Source organism: Streptomyces sp. NRRL S-646 (genome assembly GCF_000720765.1).
GTDB lineage: Bacteria > Actinomycetota > Actinomycetes > Streptomycetales > Streptomycetaceae > Streptomyces.
In genome coordinates, this window is the sequence record NZ_JODC01000004.1 from 56,240 (window position 1) to 73,694 (window position 17,455).

Here is a 17,455-nt window from a genome sequence, read left to right on the forward strand (position 1 = left end):
GAAGGAGCTGTCCCAAGCCATGGCAACTGCCGAACACTCCATGTCCCTGCAGGAGTTGCTGCCGCCAGTGCACCGGCGCCGTCCCCGTATCGGCCTGGTCTCGGGTGGACTCGGCACCTACTGGCCCCAGTTTCCCGGGCTGCTGCCGCAGTTGAAGGAGTCGGCCGCCCATGTCGCCGAGCGGCTCGGACAGCTGGACGCGGAGGTCACGGACGTCGGTTTCATCTCCGACGCGCAGGAGGGCGCCGTTGCCGCCGAGGAGCTGCGCCGGGCCGACTGCGACCTGATCGTGCTGTTCCTGACGACGTATCTGACCTCGTCGATGGTGCTGCCGATCGCCCGGCGCTCGCACACCCCGGTACTGGTCGTCGACCTCCAGCCGTCCGAGCGGATGGACCACGCCACCTTCGACACGGGCGCCTGGCTGGGGTACTGCGCGCAGTGCTCGGTGCCCGAGGTCGGCAATGTCTTCCGCCGGGCCGGCATCCCCTTCCGGTCGGTGTCGGGCTGGCTGCGCCAGGAGTCCGCCTGGCGGCGCATCGAGCAGTGGATCCGTGCGGCCCATGTCCGCGCGGCGCTGCGGTACGCCCGGCACGGCCTGATGGGGCATCTGTATCCCGGCATGCTGGACGTGTCGACGGATCTGACCCTGCTGCCCGCGACGTTCGGCTCGCACGTGGAGGTACTGGAGTTCGACGACCTGCGGCATCGGGTGGAGCAGGTGAGCGAGGCGGAGACCCGCGACCGCATGGCGCTGGCCCGCCAGGTCTTCACCCTCGACGGCAGCGTGGCGGACGAGGACTTCTCCTGGGGCGCGAAGGTGTCCGTCGCGCTGGACCGGCTGGTCGAGGACTTCGGCCTCGACACACTCGCCTACTACCACCGCGGCCTCGACGGCGAACTGCACGAACGGCTCGGCGCGGGCATGATCCTGGGCGCCTCCCTGCTCACCGCCCGCGGCGTGCCCGCGGCCGGCGAGTACGAACTGCGCACCAGCGTCGCCCAGTTGGCCTCGCAGAGCGTCGGCGCCGGAGGCTCCTTCACCGAGATCCAGGCCCTCGACTTCGAGGACGGCGTGGTGGAGATGGGCCACGACGGGCCCGCCCACCTCGCCGTGAGCGCCCGGGACCCGCTGCTGAGGGGGCTGGGCGTCTACCACGGAAAGCGCGGCTGGGGCGTCAGCGTGGAGTTCGACGTCCGGCACGGCCCGGTCACCCTCCTGGGCCTCGGCCAGGACGCCGACCGCAGCCTGTCGTTCATCACCTCCGAGGGCACCGTCGTGCCCGGGCCGCTGCTGGAGATCGGCAACACCACCAGCCGTGTCGACTTCGGCCGCGACCCCGGCGAATGGGTCGACGCATGGAGCGCGACGGGCGTCGGCCATCACTGGTCCCTCGCCGTCGGCAGGCACAGCGCCGATTTCCGGGCCGCGGCGAGCCTGCTGGGCATCGACCACCGGGAGGTGTGAGCTCTCCTCCTGCGCGCCCTTGTTCACTCCGGTGCATTGCGCCGTGAGCCTGATCCGCGCGCGTTCCACGGCAAGGCGCCGCGCAACCACGCCGTTAGGCCGGGAAGGTGGGCAGTCCGTCGTCGTACGCCACCGCGACGTCCCACCGTCTCGAGGAGAGCTTCTTGCGCCTGCACCCTGTCGCGGCTGCCCTGACCTCGGCCGTGCTGCTGGCCTCGCCGCTCCCGGCGGCGTCCGCCACCCCGGCCACGGCCGATGCCGCACGCGCCACGGACGATCCCGCCGGCTACGTCAATCCGTTCGTCGGCACCGCTCCGGGCGGCACCGACTTCGGCCACGGCGGAGGCGCCGGGAACACCTTCCCCGGCGCCACGGCCGCGTTGGGCGGGATCCAGTGGAGCCCCGACACGGTCACCCGCCAGCACGGCGGGTACGCGTACAAGGACAACCGGATCCGGGGCTTCAGCCTGACCCACATCTCCGGCGCGGGCTGCAGCGACTACGGCAACGTGCCGTTCATGCCGCTCACCGGCCGCCCGGACCCGGACCCCGCCGCGCGCCACGCCACCTTCTCCCACGCCAACGAAGAGGCGTCGCCCGGCAGTTACGGGGTCCGGTTCGACAACGGCATCCGTACGCAGATCTCCGTCACCCAGCGCTCCGGCATCGCCCGCTTCACCTACCCCGCCAACGACGCGCGGCCCGCCGGGCTGACGGTGGACGCGGGACGGGCCTTCAACAAGGCCACCGGGAAGATCAGCATCGGGTCGCGCACCCTGTCCGGCTACACCGACAGCGGTGGCTTCTGCCACTCCTCGAACCGCTACCGGCTCTACTTCCACGCCGTCTTCGACCGCCCCTTCGCACACACCGAGCCCCTGGACGGAAAGACCTCCGGGGCGTACGTCTCCTTCGCGCCCGGGACCCGTGCGGTGACCGCGCGGGTCGGGGTGTCCTTCGTGGACGTCGCCGCCGCCCGCCAGAACGCCACCGTGGAGCAGGGCGGCCGCGCCTACGGCCTGCTCCACCGTGCCGCCCGTGACCGCTGGAACGAGTGGCTGGGCAGGATCGCCGTGCGCGGCGGCACCGAGAGCCAGCGCCGGGTGTTCTACACGGCGCTGTATCACGCGCTGCTGCACCCCAGCGCCTTCAGCGACACCGACGGCCGCTACCGGGGGATGGACGGCCGGGTCCACCGCACCCGGCCGGGGCATGTGCAGTACGCGGACTTCTCCGGCTGGGACGTCTACCGTTCGCAGGGCCAGCTGCTGGCTCTGATCGCGCCGCACGAGGCGTCCGACGTCGCCCAGTCGATCCTCAACCAGGGCCGCCAGGCAGGCTATTTCGACCGCTGGACAGTGGCCAACGGCGGCACCCGTGTCATGGTCGGCGACCCCCTGCCGGCCATGGCCGCCTCGATCCACGCCTTCGGCGGCACCGACTTCGACGCCCGGGGACTGCTGCGGGCGGCCGTGGCGGGGCGGCAGGACGACCGGCAGCGACCGGGGCACCGGCAGTACGACACCCTGGGCTACATCCCGGCCGGCACCAAGGGCGTCTGGGGCAGCGCGGCCACCACACTGGAGTACGCCATCGCCGACGCCGCACTGGCGCACCTGGCCGGACGCCTCGGCGACACGAAAACCCAGGCGGTCCTCACCCGCGCCTCCGGCAACTGGCGCAATCTGTTCAACCCGGTGAGCGGCTACATCCAGCCCCGCAATGCCGACGGAAGCTGGCCGTCCTTCTCCCCCACCCAGCACGGGGAGTACGTGGAGGGCAACGCCGCGCAGTACACCTGGCTGGTGCCGCACGACCTGCCCGGTCTGTTCACCGCCATGGGCGGCGACGCCGCGGCCGCCTCCCGTCTCGACACCTTCTTCACCCAGCTCAACGCGGGCGCCGACAAGCCGTACGCCTATCTCGGCAACGAACCGTCCTTCAACATCCCCTGGGCGTACGACTACGCGGGCCGCCCCGACCGCACGGAGGACATCGTGCGGCGGGCCCTCACCACTCTGTTCACCGACCGGCCCGACGGTCTCGTCGGCAACGACGACCTGGGCGAGATGTCGTCGTGGGCGGTCTGGGCATGTCTGGGCATGTATCCCCAGGTGCCGGGCAGCCCCCAACTCGCCCTGGCCGGCCCGCTGTTCCCGTCCGCCACCGTGCGCCGCGGCAACGGGGTCACCCTCACTCTCCTCGCCCCGGACGCATCGGCCACGAACACCCACGTACGGTCACTGAGACTGAACGGGCTGCCCGTCAACGGCCCCTTCCTTCCGGAAGGGGTCCTGACCTCGGGTGGTGTGCTCCACTACGGGATGACGTCGTGATCTCTCAGGCCAGGGTCACCTCGACGGGCAGCTTCTTGATGCCGTTGACGAAGTTGGACCGTACGCGCGGCACATCGCCGGTCAGGCGGATGTCCGCCAGGCGGGGGATCAGTTCCTCGAACATGATGCGGATCTCGGTGCGGGCGAGCAGGTTGCCCAGGCAGAGATGAGGGCTGCCCTTGCCGAAGGTGACGTGGTCGTTGTGGGGCCGGGTGACGTCGAAGTCGTACGGGTTGCCGAAGATTTCCTCGTCGCGGTTGCCGGAGGCGAACCACATGACGACCTTGTCGCCCTCCCTGACCTGCTTGCCGCCCAGCTCCACGTCCCGGGTCGCCGTGCGGCGGAAGTGGTAGACGGGGGACGCCCAGCGCAGGAACTCCTCGACGGCGACCGGGATCAGGGATGGGTCCTGCTGCAGGCGGGCGAGCTGTTCGGGGTGCTGCAGCAGGGCCAGCATCGAGTGGGTGATGGTGTGCCGGGTGGTCTCGTTTCCGGCCACCACCAGCAGCAGGAAGTAGTTGTCGAAGTCCCGCTCGGAGAGCGGGATCCCGTCACGCGGTGTGGTGTTGACGAGTCGTGAGACCAGGTCGGTGCCGTCGCCGCCGCGCCGCTGCCGGGCCAGCTCGCGGCCGTAGTCGAAGACTTCGAGCGAGGCGGGTGAGCGGAAGGGCAGGTCGCGGTACTTCTCGCTCTCCGCGCTGTGCAGCAGCACGTCCGCGTAGTCGGGGTCGGTGTTGCCGATGATCCGGTTGCCCCAGTCGATGAGCTTCTGGTTGTCCTCCGGCGGCACGTCCAGCAGCCGGGCGAGGACGTTGATGGGGAAGTCGGCGGAGACGTCGGCGACGAAGTCGAAGCTGCCCTTCGCCAGGGCCGCGTCCAGCGTGGTGGCTGTCAGACCGCGCAGGAAGTCCGTGTAACCGTTGATCACGCTCGCGCCGAACTGCCGCTGGATCACGCTGCGCAGGGCCCGGTGCCGTACACCGTCCATTTCCAGGATGGAGGCCCGCTTCTTGATCTGGTCGTCGTCGACCTCCTCCAGGTTGACGAACCTGGTCGAGGTGAAGGTCTCCGCGTCGCGGTCGACGCGGGCGATGTCCGCGTGCCGGGTCACCGCCCAGAAACCGGAGTTGGGCGCCTCCTCCGGCTGCCAGTGCACCGGGTCCTGGTGGCGCAGGGTGTGGAACATCCGCCAGGGCGTCACCCCGTCGGTGAAGTTGTCGAGGTCGGCGAGGTCGACGTCCGCGAGCGGCATCGGTTCGTTCGAGGCGGCGGTCAGGGTCTCGGTCATGGGTGGCTCCCAAACGTCACAGGTGGTAGGCGTACTCGGTGAACTCCCAGTCGGTGACGTGCCGTCCGAAGCGTTCGACCTCGTTGCGCTTGTAGCTGAGGTATGAGGTGGTGAAGTCCTTGCCGAGCACCTCGGCCAGGGCGGTGTCCGCCTCCAGCGCGTCGAGGGCGGCGGGCAGGCTCGTCGGCAGCACGGCGGCGCGTGCGGTGTCGTAGCCGTAGCCCTCCAGCGGGGCGGGCGGCTCCTCCCCCGCCCGGACGCCGAGCAGTGCGGCGGCGATCGTGCCGGCCAGCAGCAGGTAGGGGTTGGCGCTCGCGTCGCCGAGCCGCAGTTCCAGGCGGGCGCCGGAGCCGCGCTCGGGCGGGATGCGGACCATGGCGCTGCGGTTGTCGAGGCCCCAGTCGATCAGCCAGGGCGCGAGGGTGTCCGGGCCGAAGCGTTTGTACGAGTTGATGGTCGGGTTGGCCAGGGCGGCGAGGGCCGGGGCGTGGGCGAGGACGCCGGCGAGGGCGTGGCGGGCGGTGGCCGAGAGGCCATGGGCGCCCGCCGGGTCGTCGAAGGCGTTGCGTCCACGGTCGTCCTCGCAGGAGAGGTGGAGGTGGAAGCCGGAGCCGCCGGCGTCGTTGAAGGGTTTGGCCATGAAGGTGGCGAGTCGGCCCTCCTTGCGTGCGAGTTCCTTGACGGCGGCCTTGAAGCGGAAGGCGCGGTCGGCGGCCGACAGGGCCTCGGAGTGGGTGAGGTTGATCTCGAACTGCCCGCCGTCGAATTCGTGGTTGCCGTTGGTGACGCCGATGCGGAGGTCGCGGAGCAGGCGCAGGGTGCGCAGCAGATGGTTGTCGGGGTCGGCGCGCAGGCCGGCCGTGTAGACGACTCCGGGGGCTGCGGAGTACCGCTTCCAGCCGCTCGGGGATCCCGGGTCCTCATCGCAGAGGAAGTACTCGAGTTCGGGTCCGGCGACAGGGCTCAGTCCCTGCTCGGCGCACCGGGCGAGGACCGAGCGCAGCAGGTCACGGGGCGATTCGGGTGCTGGTGCCCCGGTCGCCGGGTCGATGACGTCCCCCAGGCACGCGGCGACCCCCGGCTCCCAGGGCAGCGCGACCAGGGTGTCGAGGTCCGGGCGCACGGTGATGTCGGGCAGGCCCGCGTCGAGGCCGCCGGTCACGGGGACCACGTCCCCCTGGGGTGAGGTGTGGTACACGGCCCGGCAGAAGGCGAGCCCGTGCTCGCACGCGGTCGGCAACTGGTCGAGCAGGACGTCGCGGGCCCGGTCGGTACCGATGAGATCGGGATAGGTCACCCGGACCACGTCGATGCCCTCGGCGGCGAGCCGCTCCTGGTACTGACGGACGTCCGGTGTTTCGGATGCGCTCACCGTTGTCTCCTCGGCGGCCGGCATGTTGTTTGATGCCAAACGATAAGAACGGTTCCAACCGCCCACAAGGGGGTGGCACCAAAAAATTATCCACCTGGACAGGTATTGACCAGGGGTGGGCGGCTTCCTATGTTGTTTGACATCAAACGAGCTCATCGGGAGGACCGGCCATGAAGGTCGTCGTCGACATGAACAAGTGCCAGGACCACGGCCAGTGCGTTTTCGCGGCCCCCGACGTCTTCCAGCTCGACGGGAACGGGCGGCTGGGCTACGTCAGCGACCCCGACGACGCGCTGCGCGACGAGGTCGAGGAAGCCGCCGACGTCTGCCCGCTGCAGGCCATCCGGATCGAGGCCTGAGCATGAAAGCACGCATCGTCGTGGCCGGGGCCTCCATGGCCGGTCTGCGTGCCGCGGAACAGCTGCGCGCCGCCGGATGGACCGGGACGATCACGCTCGTCGGCGACGAACCGCACATGCCCTACAACCGGCCCCCGCTCTCCAAGGAGGTACTGGCCGGCAAGGCACCCTTCGCATCGCTGGCCTTCCGCCCCCGCGCGAGCGTGGCCGACGTGGAATGGCGCCTCGGCACGAAGATCGTCGCCTCCCGGCTCTCCGAGCGGAGCGTCGAGCTCGACGACGGTTCGACTCTCTCGTACGACGGGCTCGTCGTCGCCACCGGCATGCGGCCCCGTCGGCTGCGCTGCCCCGGCCCGCTCGCCGGCCGCCACACGGTCCGCACACTGGCCGACGCCCAGGCCCTGCGGGACGAACTGACCCGGCCCGGCGCCCGGTTGGTCGTGGTCGGCGCCGGGTTCATCGGCTGCGAGGTGGCCGCCACCGCCGTAGGACTCGGGGTCCGCGAGGTGACGGTCGTCGATCCGCTGCCGTTGCCCATGGTCGGCCCGCTCGGTGAATTGCTCGGGCGGGCACTGCTGCAACGGCACGAAGAGCGCGGGGTGCGTTTCGCACTCGGCACGACAGTCGCCGGTTTCGAGGGCGGGGACCGGGTCTCGGGCGTGGTGCTCGGCGACGGAACCGTGCTGCCCGCCGATGTGGTGGTGGAGTCGGTCGGTTCGCTCGCCAACACCGAATGGCTGGAGGGCAACGGCCTCGACCTGACCGACGGGGTGCTCACGGACGAGCATCTGCGGGTCGGCGGCCGGCCGGAGGTGGTCGCGGTGGGCGACGTGGCACGTTTCCCCAACGCCCGCTACGACGGCGTACCGCGCCGGGTCGAGCACTGGTGCATTCCCACCGACACGGCCAAGCACGCGGCGAAGGTGCTGGTGGGCCAGCTCACCGGCGCCGACGCCGAGCCCGCTCCCTTCGCTCCGCTGCCCACCTTCTGGAGCGACCAGCACGACTTCCGGCTGCAGTCCTTCGGCGCGCCCGCGCTCGGCGTCGGCGACGTGCGGGTCCTGGACGGCGACCCGGCCGAGGACGTCCTGGTCGGCTACCACCACGACGGCCGACTGGTCGGTGTCGTGGCGCTCGGCGGCCCGGCCGCCGGGGCCGCCGCAGCCCGCCACCGCGCCGAACTGCTCAAGCAGCCCGCCCTCACCGCCCAAGGAAGCTCCTGACCATGACCACCGTCCGTGGATACCTCCACCCCAAGACGGCGACGGGCACCTCGTCGCTGATCCCCTCCCCACCCTGGCGCTACTCCGGTGACCTGCTCACCGTCGAGTACCGCACCGATCCCGCACGCATCCGCGAACTGCTGCCCGAACCACTGGAGTTGGCGGACGAGGACCCGGGCGCGGTCGCGTTGATCTGGGCCGACTGGCAGTCCTGCTCGGCCTCGGGCGCGGAGCTGCTCGACCCGGTGCTGTCCCAGTACAAGGAGGCCTTCGCGGTCGTCCGCTGCCAGTACCGCGGGCAGACGTACTCGCGCTGCGTGTACATCTGGGTCGACAAGGACTTCGCAATCGCCCGCGGCCTGCACCAGGGCTACCCCAAGAAGCTCGGCTCGATCCACCAGACCCGCCCGCACCCGTACGGTCCCGCGCCGCGGATCGAGGCGGGCGCACGGTTCGGGGCGACCCTTGCCGCGGCCGACCGGAGGCTGGCGCAGGCCGTGGTGACGCTGCGAGAGCCGTCGGAGACGAACGGGTTCGTCAACGGCCACCCCATGGCGCACCACCGCTGGCTGCCGTCCATCGAGAAGGGCAAGGGCCTGGCGCTGGACGAGCTGATCGAGACGGGGGCCGCGTCCTTCGAGGCCGGGCAGCCATGGATCGGGGACGCCGAGCTGGAGCTGTTCGAGGCGCCCACCGAGGAGCTGGCCCGCCTGGAGATCCACGAGCCGATCGCCGCCTACTACCGCCAGGTCGGCGTCGTCTGGGACGGCGGGCGACTGCTGGAGTCCGGCACGTCCGGAGCCGAGTAACCACCGTACACATCAAGGGACTTGGAGACCGGACATGAACGAGCACCGCATCACTGTCGCCGGGGTCGCCGTCGACACCCGGCACTGGATCGGCGGTGAGCGCATCGCCTCTGCCGGCACCTTCACCGACGTATCGCCGATCGACGGCAGTGCACTCGGCGAGATCGCGCGCGGCGGACCCGCCGAGGCCGCCGCCGCAGTCGCCGCCGCCAAGGCCGCCTTCCCCGGCTGGGCCGCCACCCCCCGCGCCGAACGCGCCCGCATACTGCATGCCATCGCCGACGGCGTCGAGAAGCGCATCGAAGAGCTCGCCATCGTCGAGACCACCGACAACGGCGCCCTGCTGCGCTCGCACCGCCGGGGCGTGATGCCCCGCGTGGCACACAACTTCCGTTTCTTCGCCGACTGGCTGCTGACGCTGGATCACGAGGACTTCGGGACGCGCGGCCACACGAACCATGTGAGCTGGGACCCGGCGGGTCCCTGTGTCCTGATCACCCCGTGGAACGCGCCGCTGATGCTGGCGACCTGGAAGGTGGCGCCCGCGCTGGCCGCGGGCAACACCGTGGTGCTGAAGCCCGCCGAGTGGTCTCCGCTGACCGCCTCGCTGCTGGCCGACATCGCGGCCGAGGCGGGGCTGCCGGCGGGCGTCCTCAACGTCGTGCAGGGCCACGGCTCGGAGATCGGCGACGCTCTCACGTCGAACCCGGACGTGCGCCGGATCAGCTTCACCGGTTCCGTTCCCACCGCCCGGCGCATCGCGGAGTCGGCTGCCGCCAACCTCACTCCGCTCAGCCTCGAACTGGGCGGCAAATCACCGCTGCTGGTGTTCGCCGACACCGATCTCGACCTCGCCGTCGACCTCGCGGTGGAGCAGTACGACAACGCCGGGCAGGTGTGTCTGGCAGCGACGCGCCTCCTCGTCGAGGAGTCGGTGGCCGAGGAGTTCACCCGCCGTTTTGTCGACAGGGCCACCGCACTGAAGCAGGGCGACCCGCGCGACGAGGCCACCGACATCGGGCCCAACATCCACTCCCGCCAGCTGGAGAAGATCGACGGATTCGTGCAGCGGGCGCTCGCATCGGGAGCCCGCGCGGTCATCGGCGGACACCGGGGGGACGGCCGGTACTACGCGCCGACCCTGCTCACCGATGTCCGGCAGGACAGCGAGATCGTCCAGGAGGAGGTCTTCGGGCCGGTCCTGACGCTCCAGACCTTCACCGACGAGGACGAGGCGATCCGGCTCGCCAATGACACCCGCTTCGGGCTGGCCGCCACCGTGGCCACCGGTTCGCGCGAGCGCGCCGAGCGCGTCACCGCCCGGCTCGTCGCGGGCACGGTGTGGGTGAACTGCTTCTTCGTACGCGATCTGCAGGCCCCGTTCGGCGGCTCGCGCCTCTCCGGCGTCGGCCGCGAGGGCGGCACCTGGAGCTTCGATTTCTACTGCGACCTGAAGAACACCGTGACCGCCCCGAACGGATGGAAGAACCATGGGTGAGATCGTCGGGGCGGGCCTGCTCGCCCACGTCCCCACCATCGTGCTCCCCGAGGCCGACCGGCTGGAGCTCAACGAGGGCAAGGAGATCACCCTCGTCACCGGCCTGCAGCAGCTGCGCAGGGACGTCTTCGAGCGCGACGACTACGACACCGTCGTCGTCCTCGACTCCCACTGGGCGACCACGGTCGAGTTCGTCGTCACCGCGCAGACGCGCCGGGCGGGGCTCTTCACCTCCGAAGAGCTGCCGCGCGGCATGTGCCGGATGCCGTACGACTTTCCCGGAGACCCCGAACTCGCCCGCAGCATCGAGAAGTTCGCCGACAGGCACGGTACCTGGATCACCGCGATCGACGACGACCACCTGCCGATCTACTACGCCACCACCAACCTCTGGAAGTTCCTCGGCGAAGGGCTGCCGGACAAGCGGTGGGTGACCATCGGCGTCTGCCAGACCGGCGACATGGAGGATCACCTGCGGCTCGGGCGCGCCCTCGCGGACGGGATCGCCGCCACGCCCGGCCGGCGCGTCCTGCTGATCGCCTCCGGTGCTCTGTCGCACACCTTCTGGCCGCTGCGCGAGATCCGCGACCACGAGGCCAGCGACCCCGCGCACATCTTCACGCCCGAGGCCCGCGCCGCCGACCTCGAGCGCATCGGCTGGTTCAAGGAGGGCCGGCACGACAAGGTCCTCGACACCATGGACGAGTTCTGGAAGTTCAAGCCGGAGGCGAAGTTCTTCCACTACCTGATGATGGCGGGCGCGCTCGGCGAGCAGGCCTGCACCGCCAGGGCCCGCCAGTACGGCGAGTACGAGAACGCCGTCGGCACCGGCCAGGTCCACCTGTGGTTCGACCGCCCGGCCGACGGCTGGACGGGCACGGGAGCACCCGTGACAGCCGCGCCCCACCACCCGCACCGTCGCCCTTAGGAAGGCCGCCATGCCCGAATACCGCCGCATCCTCCTCGACGGCGCCGCCGTCCAGGTCACCGTCGACGGGGACGAACTCGTCGCCGGGGACGGCCGCCGCATCAAGACCGAGGAGGCGCAGCACCTGCCGCCGGTCGTGCCGTCGAAGGTGATCGCCGTCCACCTCAACCACCGCAGCCGCGTCGACGAGTTCCAGATCGACCTCCCGGACACGCCCACGTACTTCCACAAGCCGACCTCGGCCCTCAACTCCCACCAGGGCGCGATCGTCCGGCCCGAGGGCTGCAAGTGGCTCAACTACGAGGGCGAGGTCGCCATCGTCATCGGCAGGACCGCCCGCAACATCTCCCCGGCCGAGGCGGGCGAGTACATCGCCGGCTACACCGTCGCCAACGACTACGGCCTGCACGACTTCCGCGACACCGACGCCGGTTCCATGCTCCGCGTCAAGGGCTCCGACACGCTGTGCCCGCTCGGCCCCGGGCTGGTCACCGACTGGGACTTCCACGGCAAGAGCCTGCGGACGTACGTCAACGGCGAGGTCGTACAGGACGGTTCGACCGACGAGATGAAGTGGGACATGCACTATCTCGTCGCCGACATCGCCCGCACCATCACCCTGTGTCCGGGGGATGTGCTGCTGTCCGGCACCCCGGCCAACTCCCGCCCCGTACAGCCCGGCGACGTCGTCGAGGTCGAGGTCGAGGGCCTGGGCCGACTCACCAACCACATCGTCACCGGGCCGGCCCCGATCCGCTCCGACGTAGGCGCCCAGCCCACCGAATCGGAGGAGGTGCTGTCCACCGCGCTCGGCGGCGACTGGGAGTTCCGCGGCATCCGGCCGCCCCGGCGCTGATGCCGAAGGGCCTGCTCAGCGATACCGGTAGGGTCACCGGCATGACCGAGTCCGCAGACGCCCCGAAGGGCCGACAGCCACGCAAGCGCCTGCAGTACGGCGAGGGGCGCGAGGCCCTGCTGAACGCGGCCGTACGCGTGGTGGCGAGGGGCGGTCTGCGCAAGCTCACCTACCGGGCCGTCGCGGAGGAGGCCGGGGTCACCCACGGGCTCGTCGTGCACCACTTCGGTTCGCGCGACACGCTGATCGAGGAGGCCCTCGCCCACACGATCCGCACCTCGCTGAGCACCAGCGCCCTCGAACCGGGCACCGGCAAGGTCGCGGACTTCTCGACCGGGCTCTCCGACATGGTCACGGCGGATCCGGGCACCCAGGCGTTCCAGTACGAGCTGCTGCTCGAGGCGCGCCGCAGGCCGGAGCTGCTGCCGCAGCTGCGCGCGCTGTACGACGAGTACTTCGATGCCACCCGGCGCGAGCTGAACCGTATGCTGCCGGCCGGCGCGGACCAGGCGATGACCCGGTTGGTCTTCGCCGCGCTCGACGGCCTGGTGCTGCACCAGCTCGTCTTCGGCGAGCCGGAGGTCACGGACGCCGCCCTGGAGCAGTTGCGCGCCCTGCTGAGACTCCTCGACGCGGACTCCTGAGCTGCAGTTTTTCAAGGCCCCGGGGCGTTTCCCGGGGCCTTTTCCGGTTGCGGAGAAAACTCCGGCCACCCCCTTGCCAAACGGATAGTTCCAGCACACCATGAAGCAACTCGTTTGGCCCTAAACGAACCACCATCCCTCCCCGTCCCCGACAGGTGATCCGAGTGGACAGTCAGACGGCGGTATCCCCGCACAGCGCGCAGGATTCATCCATGACCGGCAGGCTCAAGCCCGATTCCCTCGGTGTCCTGGGCATCCTCTTCTTCGTCCTTTCCGCCCAGGCACCGCTGACCGGCATCGCCGGAGCCGTCCCCATCGCCGTCGCCATCGGCAACGGCGCCGGCACCCCCGCCGCGTATCTCGCGGCCGGGCTCGTGGTCCTGCTGTTCTCCATCGGCTTCGTCGCCATGGGCCGCCACGTCGTGGACGCCGGCGCCTTCTACATGTACATCGGCAAGGGCCTGGGCCGCTCGACCGGTTCCGGCAGCGCCGGCGTCGCCCTCCTCGCCTACTGCTCCGTCCAGGCCGCCATGTACGGGCTCTACGGCGCGACGGTGAGCGGACTCATCCAGCACTACGCGGACGTACACGTCGCCTGGTGGGTCTGCACGCTGGTCACCATGGCGCTCGTCCAGGTCCTCGGTGCCGCCGGGATCGAGATGGGCGCCAAGGTCCTGGCCGTGTTCGTCCTGGCGGAGTTCAGCATCCTGACCGTCTTCGCCCTCGTCACCTTCTTCAAGGGCGGCGGCCCCGAGGGGCTCGGCTTCGGTGACAGCTTCTCTCCGCACGCCGCGCTCCAGGGCGCCCCCGGCGTGGCGCTGATGTTCGCCGTGGCGTCGATGATCGGCTTCGAAGCCACCGCCATCTACGGCGAGGAGGCCCGGGAGCCCCGGAAGACGGTCCCACGCGCCACCTACCTGGCGGTCGCGGTGATCACCTGCTTCTTCACCTTCACCTCGTGGATGCTGATCTCCGCGCACGGCGCGTCCAGGGCGACCGCCGAGGCCGGCAAGGCGCTGGCATCGGGCGACGCCACGTCCTTCGTCTTCGCGCCCATCTCCGCGCAGTTCGGCGCGTGGACCGGCGATGTGCTGCCCGTCCTGCTGGCCACCTCGCTGTTCGCCGGCATCCTGGCGTTCCACAACTCCGCCAACCGCTACCTGTTCTCCCTGGGCCGCGAAGGACTGCTGCCGCACCGGCTGACCTCGCTGAACCGGCGCCACTCCCCCTGGGCGGCCGGGATCGTCCAGACGGTGGTCGCGGTGGCCCTGGTCATGCCGTTCGCAGCGCTGGGCAAGGACCCGGTGCTGACGCTCTTCTCCTGGTTCAGCGGCGTCGCCGTCCTGGGGATCATGCTCCTGTACTTCCTGACCTCCGTCTCCGTGGTCGTCTTCTTCCGTCGCTCACGGGCCGACACCCGGACCTGGAACACCCTGGTCGCACCGGTTCTGGGCGCACTCGGCATCGCCGGCGGTATCTGGCTGATCATCGCGAACTTCACCACGCTCATCGGCGGCGACCAGGCCACCGCCGTCTGGCTCCAGCTCACCGTCCCGGCAGTGCTGGTCCTGGGGCTGGTCGCAGCGCACCTGACCCGGCACCGGCATCGATCCGAACCATCCGGAAACCTCCAGGACCAGGGAGCGGACAGCTGATGCCGGCCCTCGCCCACGACGATCTGCTGCGTCGCGCCAAGGTTCTGGAGCTGCCCACCCGGCACCACATCGACGGGGTGGACGAACCGGGCGGCGGCCCCGCATTCGCCGTCGTCTCGCCTCGCGACGGACAGGTCCTCGCCGAGATCGCCGACGCCCGGCCCGCCGAGGTCGACCTGGCCGTGGCCGCCGCGCGCCGGGCCTTCGACTCCGGCCCCTGGCCACGTCTCGCGCCCGCCGACCGCGGCCGGATTCTGCTGCGCATCGCCGAACTCCTCGAAGAGCAGCGGGAGAAGCTCGCGCTGACCATCAGCCTGGAGATGGGCAAGCCGATCACGGACGCGCACGACATCGAACTGCGCGCCGCCATCAACACCTTCCGCTGGTACGGGCAGCTGGCGGACAAACTCACCGACGAGTCCCCGCACACCGCCCCGGACGCCCTCGCCCTGGTCACCCGTGAGCCGGCGGGCGTCGTGGGCGCCGTCGTGCCGTGGAACTTCCCCCTGACACTGGCGAGTTGGAAGGTCGCCCCGGCGCTGGCCGCGGGCTGCACGGTCGTACTGAAGCCGTCCGAGAACTCACCCCTGTCAGCCCTGCTGCTGGGGCGGCTCGCCACCGAGGCCGGGTTGCCGCCGGGCGTGCTCAACGTCGTGACCGGCGACGGGCCGGTGGCCGGCCGGGCGCTCGGCCTGCACCCCGACGTGGACGTCCTGGCGTTCACCGGATCCACGGCGGTGGGCCGCCACTTCCTGCGCTACGCGGCCGACTCCAACCTCAAGCGGGTCTGGCTGGAACTGGGCGGCAAGTCACCGAACATCATCCTCCCCGACGCCCCCGACCTGGAGAAGGCCGCCGCCACCGCCGCCTGGGGCATCTTCTTCAACCAGGGCGAGATGTGCACCGCACCCTCCCGGCTGCTGGTGCACTCCTCCGTCGCCGAACGCGTCACCGATGCGATCGTGGCCCGGGCCCGCGCACTGCGGGTCGGCGACCCCCTGGACCCGGCGACCGAGATGGGCGCCCTGGTCGGCGAAGGCCATCTGGAGCGCGTCCTCGACCACATCGCCACCGGCCGCGAGGAAGGCGCGCGACTGCGCACGGGCGGCTCCCGCACCCTCACCGACACCGGCGGCAGCTTCCTGGAACCGACCGTCTTCGAGCAGGTGGCCCCCGGCATGCGACTGGCCCGCGAGGAGATCTTCGGCCCGGTCCTGTCCGTCCTCACCTTCGACGACCTGGACGAGGCGGTACGACTCGCCAACGCCACGGAGTACGGCCTGGCAGCCGGTCTGTGGACCTCCGACCTGCCCACCGCCCACAAGGCCTCCCGGGCGCTGAAGGCCGGCACGGTCTGGGTCAACTGCTATGAGGAGGGCGACCTGACCGTGCCCTTCGGCGGCATGAAGCAGTCGGGCAACGGGCGTGACAAGTCCGTGCACGCCATCGAGAAGTACACCGAGCTCAAGACGACCTGGATCCAGCTGTGACGCGGCCCTTGATAGCGATCCCCGCGCGCTTCTCCGCCACGACCTCAGCCCTGCGGTACGCCGCCGAGGTCAACGCCCGCGCGCTCATCGAGGCGGTGTGGCGCGCGGGCGGCGAACCGGTCGGCATCCACCCCGCGCACTCCGAGGTCGCCGCCCGTCTCGCCCGCTTCGACGGCGTCCTGCTCCCCGGAGGCGGCGATCTGGCCCCGCACCGCTATGGCGCCACCGACATCCACGACACCGTGTACGACGTCGACGACCTCCAGGACGCCTTCGACCTCGAACTCGCCCGTACGACCCTGGACTCGGGCCTGCCCCTGCTGGCGGTCTGCCGCGGCCTCCAGGTCGTCAACGTCGCCCTCGGCGGCACCCTGCACCAGGACATGGGCGGTCCGGAACGCGCGCACCGGCACGTCGTGCACCCGGTGGCCGTCCAGGCCGGCACCCTTTTGGAGCGGGCCACGAGCGTGCAGAAGGTGGAGGCGTCCTGCTACCACCACCAGCGGGTGGACCGCCCCGGCACGGGGCTCACGGTCACCGCGCGCGCCGCGGACGGCACGGTGGAGGGACTCGAACTCACCGGTTCCTACGGTTGGTTCACGGCCGTTCAATGGCACCCGGAGGACACCGCCCACGAGGACGCCGCGCAGCAGGGCCTCTTCGACGCCCTGGTACGAGCGGCCCGGAACGGGCACTGACGTCAGCCCCGCACGCTGCCCGCGGTCAGTCCGCCGACGATGAAGCGCTGGAAGAGGGAGAAAACGCAGACCACCGGGATGCTGACGAGCGTGGCCGTGGCCATCAGGGCACCCCAAGACGTTCCGTGCTGCCCGACGAAGGAGTTGAGCAGGACGGTGACGGGCTGGACGTCGGGTCCCTGGGTGAGCGTGAGGCCGAACAGGAACTCGCCCCAGGCGATCAGGAAGGACAGCCCCGCCGCCGCGACCACTCCGGGCACCATGAGCGGAAGGACGACACGGAGCAGTACGCCCGGCAGTCCGCAGCCGTCGATCTGGGCGGCCTCCTCCAACTCTGGCGGCACACTGCGCAGTACGGGACGCAGCACGATCACCGTGAAGGGGAGTGTGAGCGTCGTGTCGGCGAGGATCAGGCCCAGGTAGGTGTCGGCGAGACCGGCCCGGCGTTCCAGGATGAACAGGGGTGCCGCCAGCACGATGGCGGGCGGGAGTTGGGCGACCAGGAGCGCGAGCACCATCGCCCCCGAACCGCGCATCCGGATCCGGGCGAGCGCGTAGGCGAGCGGAACGCCCAGCAGCAGGGTCAGCGCCACCACCCCGCAGGAGATGACCAGGCTGTTGAGCAGGGCCCGGGTCAACCCCGAATAGCCCAGTGCCGTCGAGTAGTTCTCGCCGGTGACGGGAGCGGGCACCCACTGCGGGGTGGGCGCCTCGATGCGGTCCGGCCGGGTGAGGCTGGTCTTCGCCATCCAGTACACCGGCAGCAGGAAGGCCGCCGTGATCACCGTGGCGATCGCGGTGAACAGCCAAGGGTGGCGTGGCGGCTTCATA

General features: G+C 70.6%; 15 protein-coding genes. 12 read left to right on the forward strand and 3 right to left on the reverse strand.

Features of this window, described 5'->3' with window-relative positions:
- Window positions 1-19 precede the first annotated feature (19 nt).
- Window positions 20-1,468 (forward strand): L-fucose/L-arabinose isomerase family protein, encoded by a 1,449-nt coding sequence (locus IH68_RS0108510; protein ID WP_030930855.1) that lies wholly within the window; start codon window positions 20-22, stop codon window positions 1,466-1,468.
- A gap of 164 nt (window positions 1,469-1,632) precedes the next feature.
- The gene (locus IH68_RS0108515) at window positions 1,633-3,804 is read left to right on the forward strand and encodes a GH92 family glycosyl hydrolase (RefSeq protein ID WP_030930858.1); all 2,172 of its coding nucleotides are present in this window, start codon (window positions 1,633-1,635) and stop codon (window positions 3,802-3,804) included.
- A 4-nt stretch (window positions 3,805-3,808) separates the two neighbouring features.
- On the opposite strand, the gene IH68_RS0108520 is transcribed toward IH68_RS0108515, so the two are convergent.
- Together IH68_RS0108520 and IH68_RS0108525 are read right to left on the reverse strand one after the other, a co-directional pair.
- Window positions 3,809-5,092, reverse strand: a complete 1,284-nt coding sequence (locus tag IH68_RS0108520; RefSeq protein ID WP_030930861.1) for a cytochrome P450 — start codon at window positions 5,090-5,092, stop codon at window positions 3,809-3,811.
- 16 nt (window positions 5,093-5,108) lie between these two features.
- Window positions 5,109-6,464, reverse strand: coding sequence for a glutamine synthetase family protein (locus tag IH68_RS0108525; protein ID WP_030930864.1), 1,356 nt, complete (start codon window positions 6,462-6,464; stop codon window positions 5,109-5,111).
- Between the two features lie 170 nt (window positions 6,465-6,634).
- Here IH68_RS0108525 and IH68_RS0108530 point away from each other — a divergent pair, with 170 nt between their 5' ends.
- From IH68_RS0108530 to IH68_RS0108575, 10 genes are all read left to right on the forward strand, one after another.
- Window positions 6,635-6,823, forward strand: a complete 189-nt coding sequence (locus tag IH68_RS0108530) for a ferredoxin (RefSeq protein ID WP_030930867.1) — start codon at window positions 6,635-6,637, stop codon at window positions 6,821-6,823.
- A 2-nt stretch (window positions 6,824-6,825) separates the two neighbouring features.
- On the forward strand, window positions 6,826-8,046 hold the full coding sequence (locus tag IH68_RS0108535) for an NAD(P)/FAD-dependent oxidoreductase (RefSeq protein WP_030930870.1): 1,221 nt from the start codon (window positions 6,826-6,828) through the stop codon (window positions 8,044-8,046).
- A 2-nt stretch (window positions 8,047-8,048) separates the two neighbouring features.
- Entirely contained in the window at window positions 8,049-8,855 is an 807-nt protein-coding gene (locus IH68_RS0108540; protein ID WP_030930873.1) for an acetoacetate decarboxylase family protein, read from the forward strand.
- A gap of 34 nt (window positions 8,856-8,889) precedes the next feature.
- Complete coding sequence (locus tag IH68_RS0108545; RefSeq protein WP_030930876.1) at window positions 8,890-10,353, forward strand: aldehyde dehydrogenase; 1,464 nt, start codon at window positions 8,890-8,892, stop codon at window positions 10,351-10,353.
- On the forward strand, window positions 10,346-11,281 hold the full coding sequence (locus tag IH68_RS0108550; RefSeq protein WP_030930879.1) for a 3,4-dihydroxyphenylacetate 2,3-dioxygenase: 936 nt from the start codon (window positions 10,346-10,348) through the stop codon (window positions 11,279-11,281). The genes IH68_RS0108545 and IH68_RS0108550 overlap by 8 nt, the downstream gene beginning before the upstream one ends.
- Before the next feature lie 10 nt (window positions 11,282-11,291).
- Window positions 11,292-12,137 (forward strand): fumarylacetoacetate hydrolase family protein, encoded by an 846-nt coding sequence (locus IH68_RS0108555; RefSeq protein WP_030930882.1) that lies wholly within the window; start codon window positions 11,292-11,294, stop codon window positions 12,135-12,137.
- Window positions 12,138-12,178: 41 nt separating this feature from the next.
- Entirely contained in the window at window positions 12,179-12,781 is a 603-nt protein-coding gene (locus IH68_RS0108560) for a TetR/AcrR family transcriptional regulator (RefSeq protein ID WP_030930885.1), read from the forward strand.
- Between the two features lie 164 nt (window positions 12,782-12,945).
- Window positions 12,946-14,436, forward strand: coding sequence for an APC family permease (locus IH68_RS0108565; RefSeq protein ID WP_037884669.1), 1,491 nt, complete (start codon window positions 12,946-12,948; stop codon window positions 14,434-14,436).
- Window positions 14,436-15,926, forward strand: a complete 1,491-nt coding sequence (locus IH68_RS0108570) for an aldehyde dehydrogenase (protein ID WP_030930891.1) — start codon at window positions 14,436-14,438, stop codon at window positions 15,924-15,926. Before IH68_RS0108565 ends, IH68_RS0108570 begins: the two co-directional genes overlap by 1 nt.
- Window positions 15,923-16,624 carry a gamma-glutamyl-gamma-aminobutyrate hydrolase family protein gene (locus tag IH68_RS0108575; protein WP_030930894.1) on the forward strand — a complete coding sequence of 234 codons (702 nt, stop codon included), beginning with the start codon at window positions 15,923-15,925 and terminating at the stop codon, window positions 16,622-16,624. The genes IH68_RS0108570 and IH68_RS0108575 overlap by 4 nt, the downstream gene beginning before the upstream one ends.
- Window positions 16,625-16,626: 2 nt before the next feature.
- Here the strand turns inward: IH68_RS0108575 and IH68_RS0108580 are convergent, their stop codons facing one another.
- On the reverse strand, window positions 16,627-17,454 hold the full coding sequence (locus IH68_RS0108580) for a carbohydrate ABC transporter permease (RefSeq protein ID WP_030930897.1): 828 nt from the start codon (window positions 17,452-17,454) through the stop codon (window positions 16,627-16,629).
- Window position 17,455 lies beyond the last annotated feature (1 nt).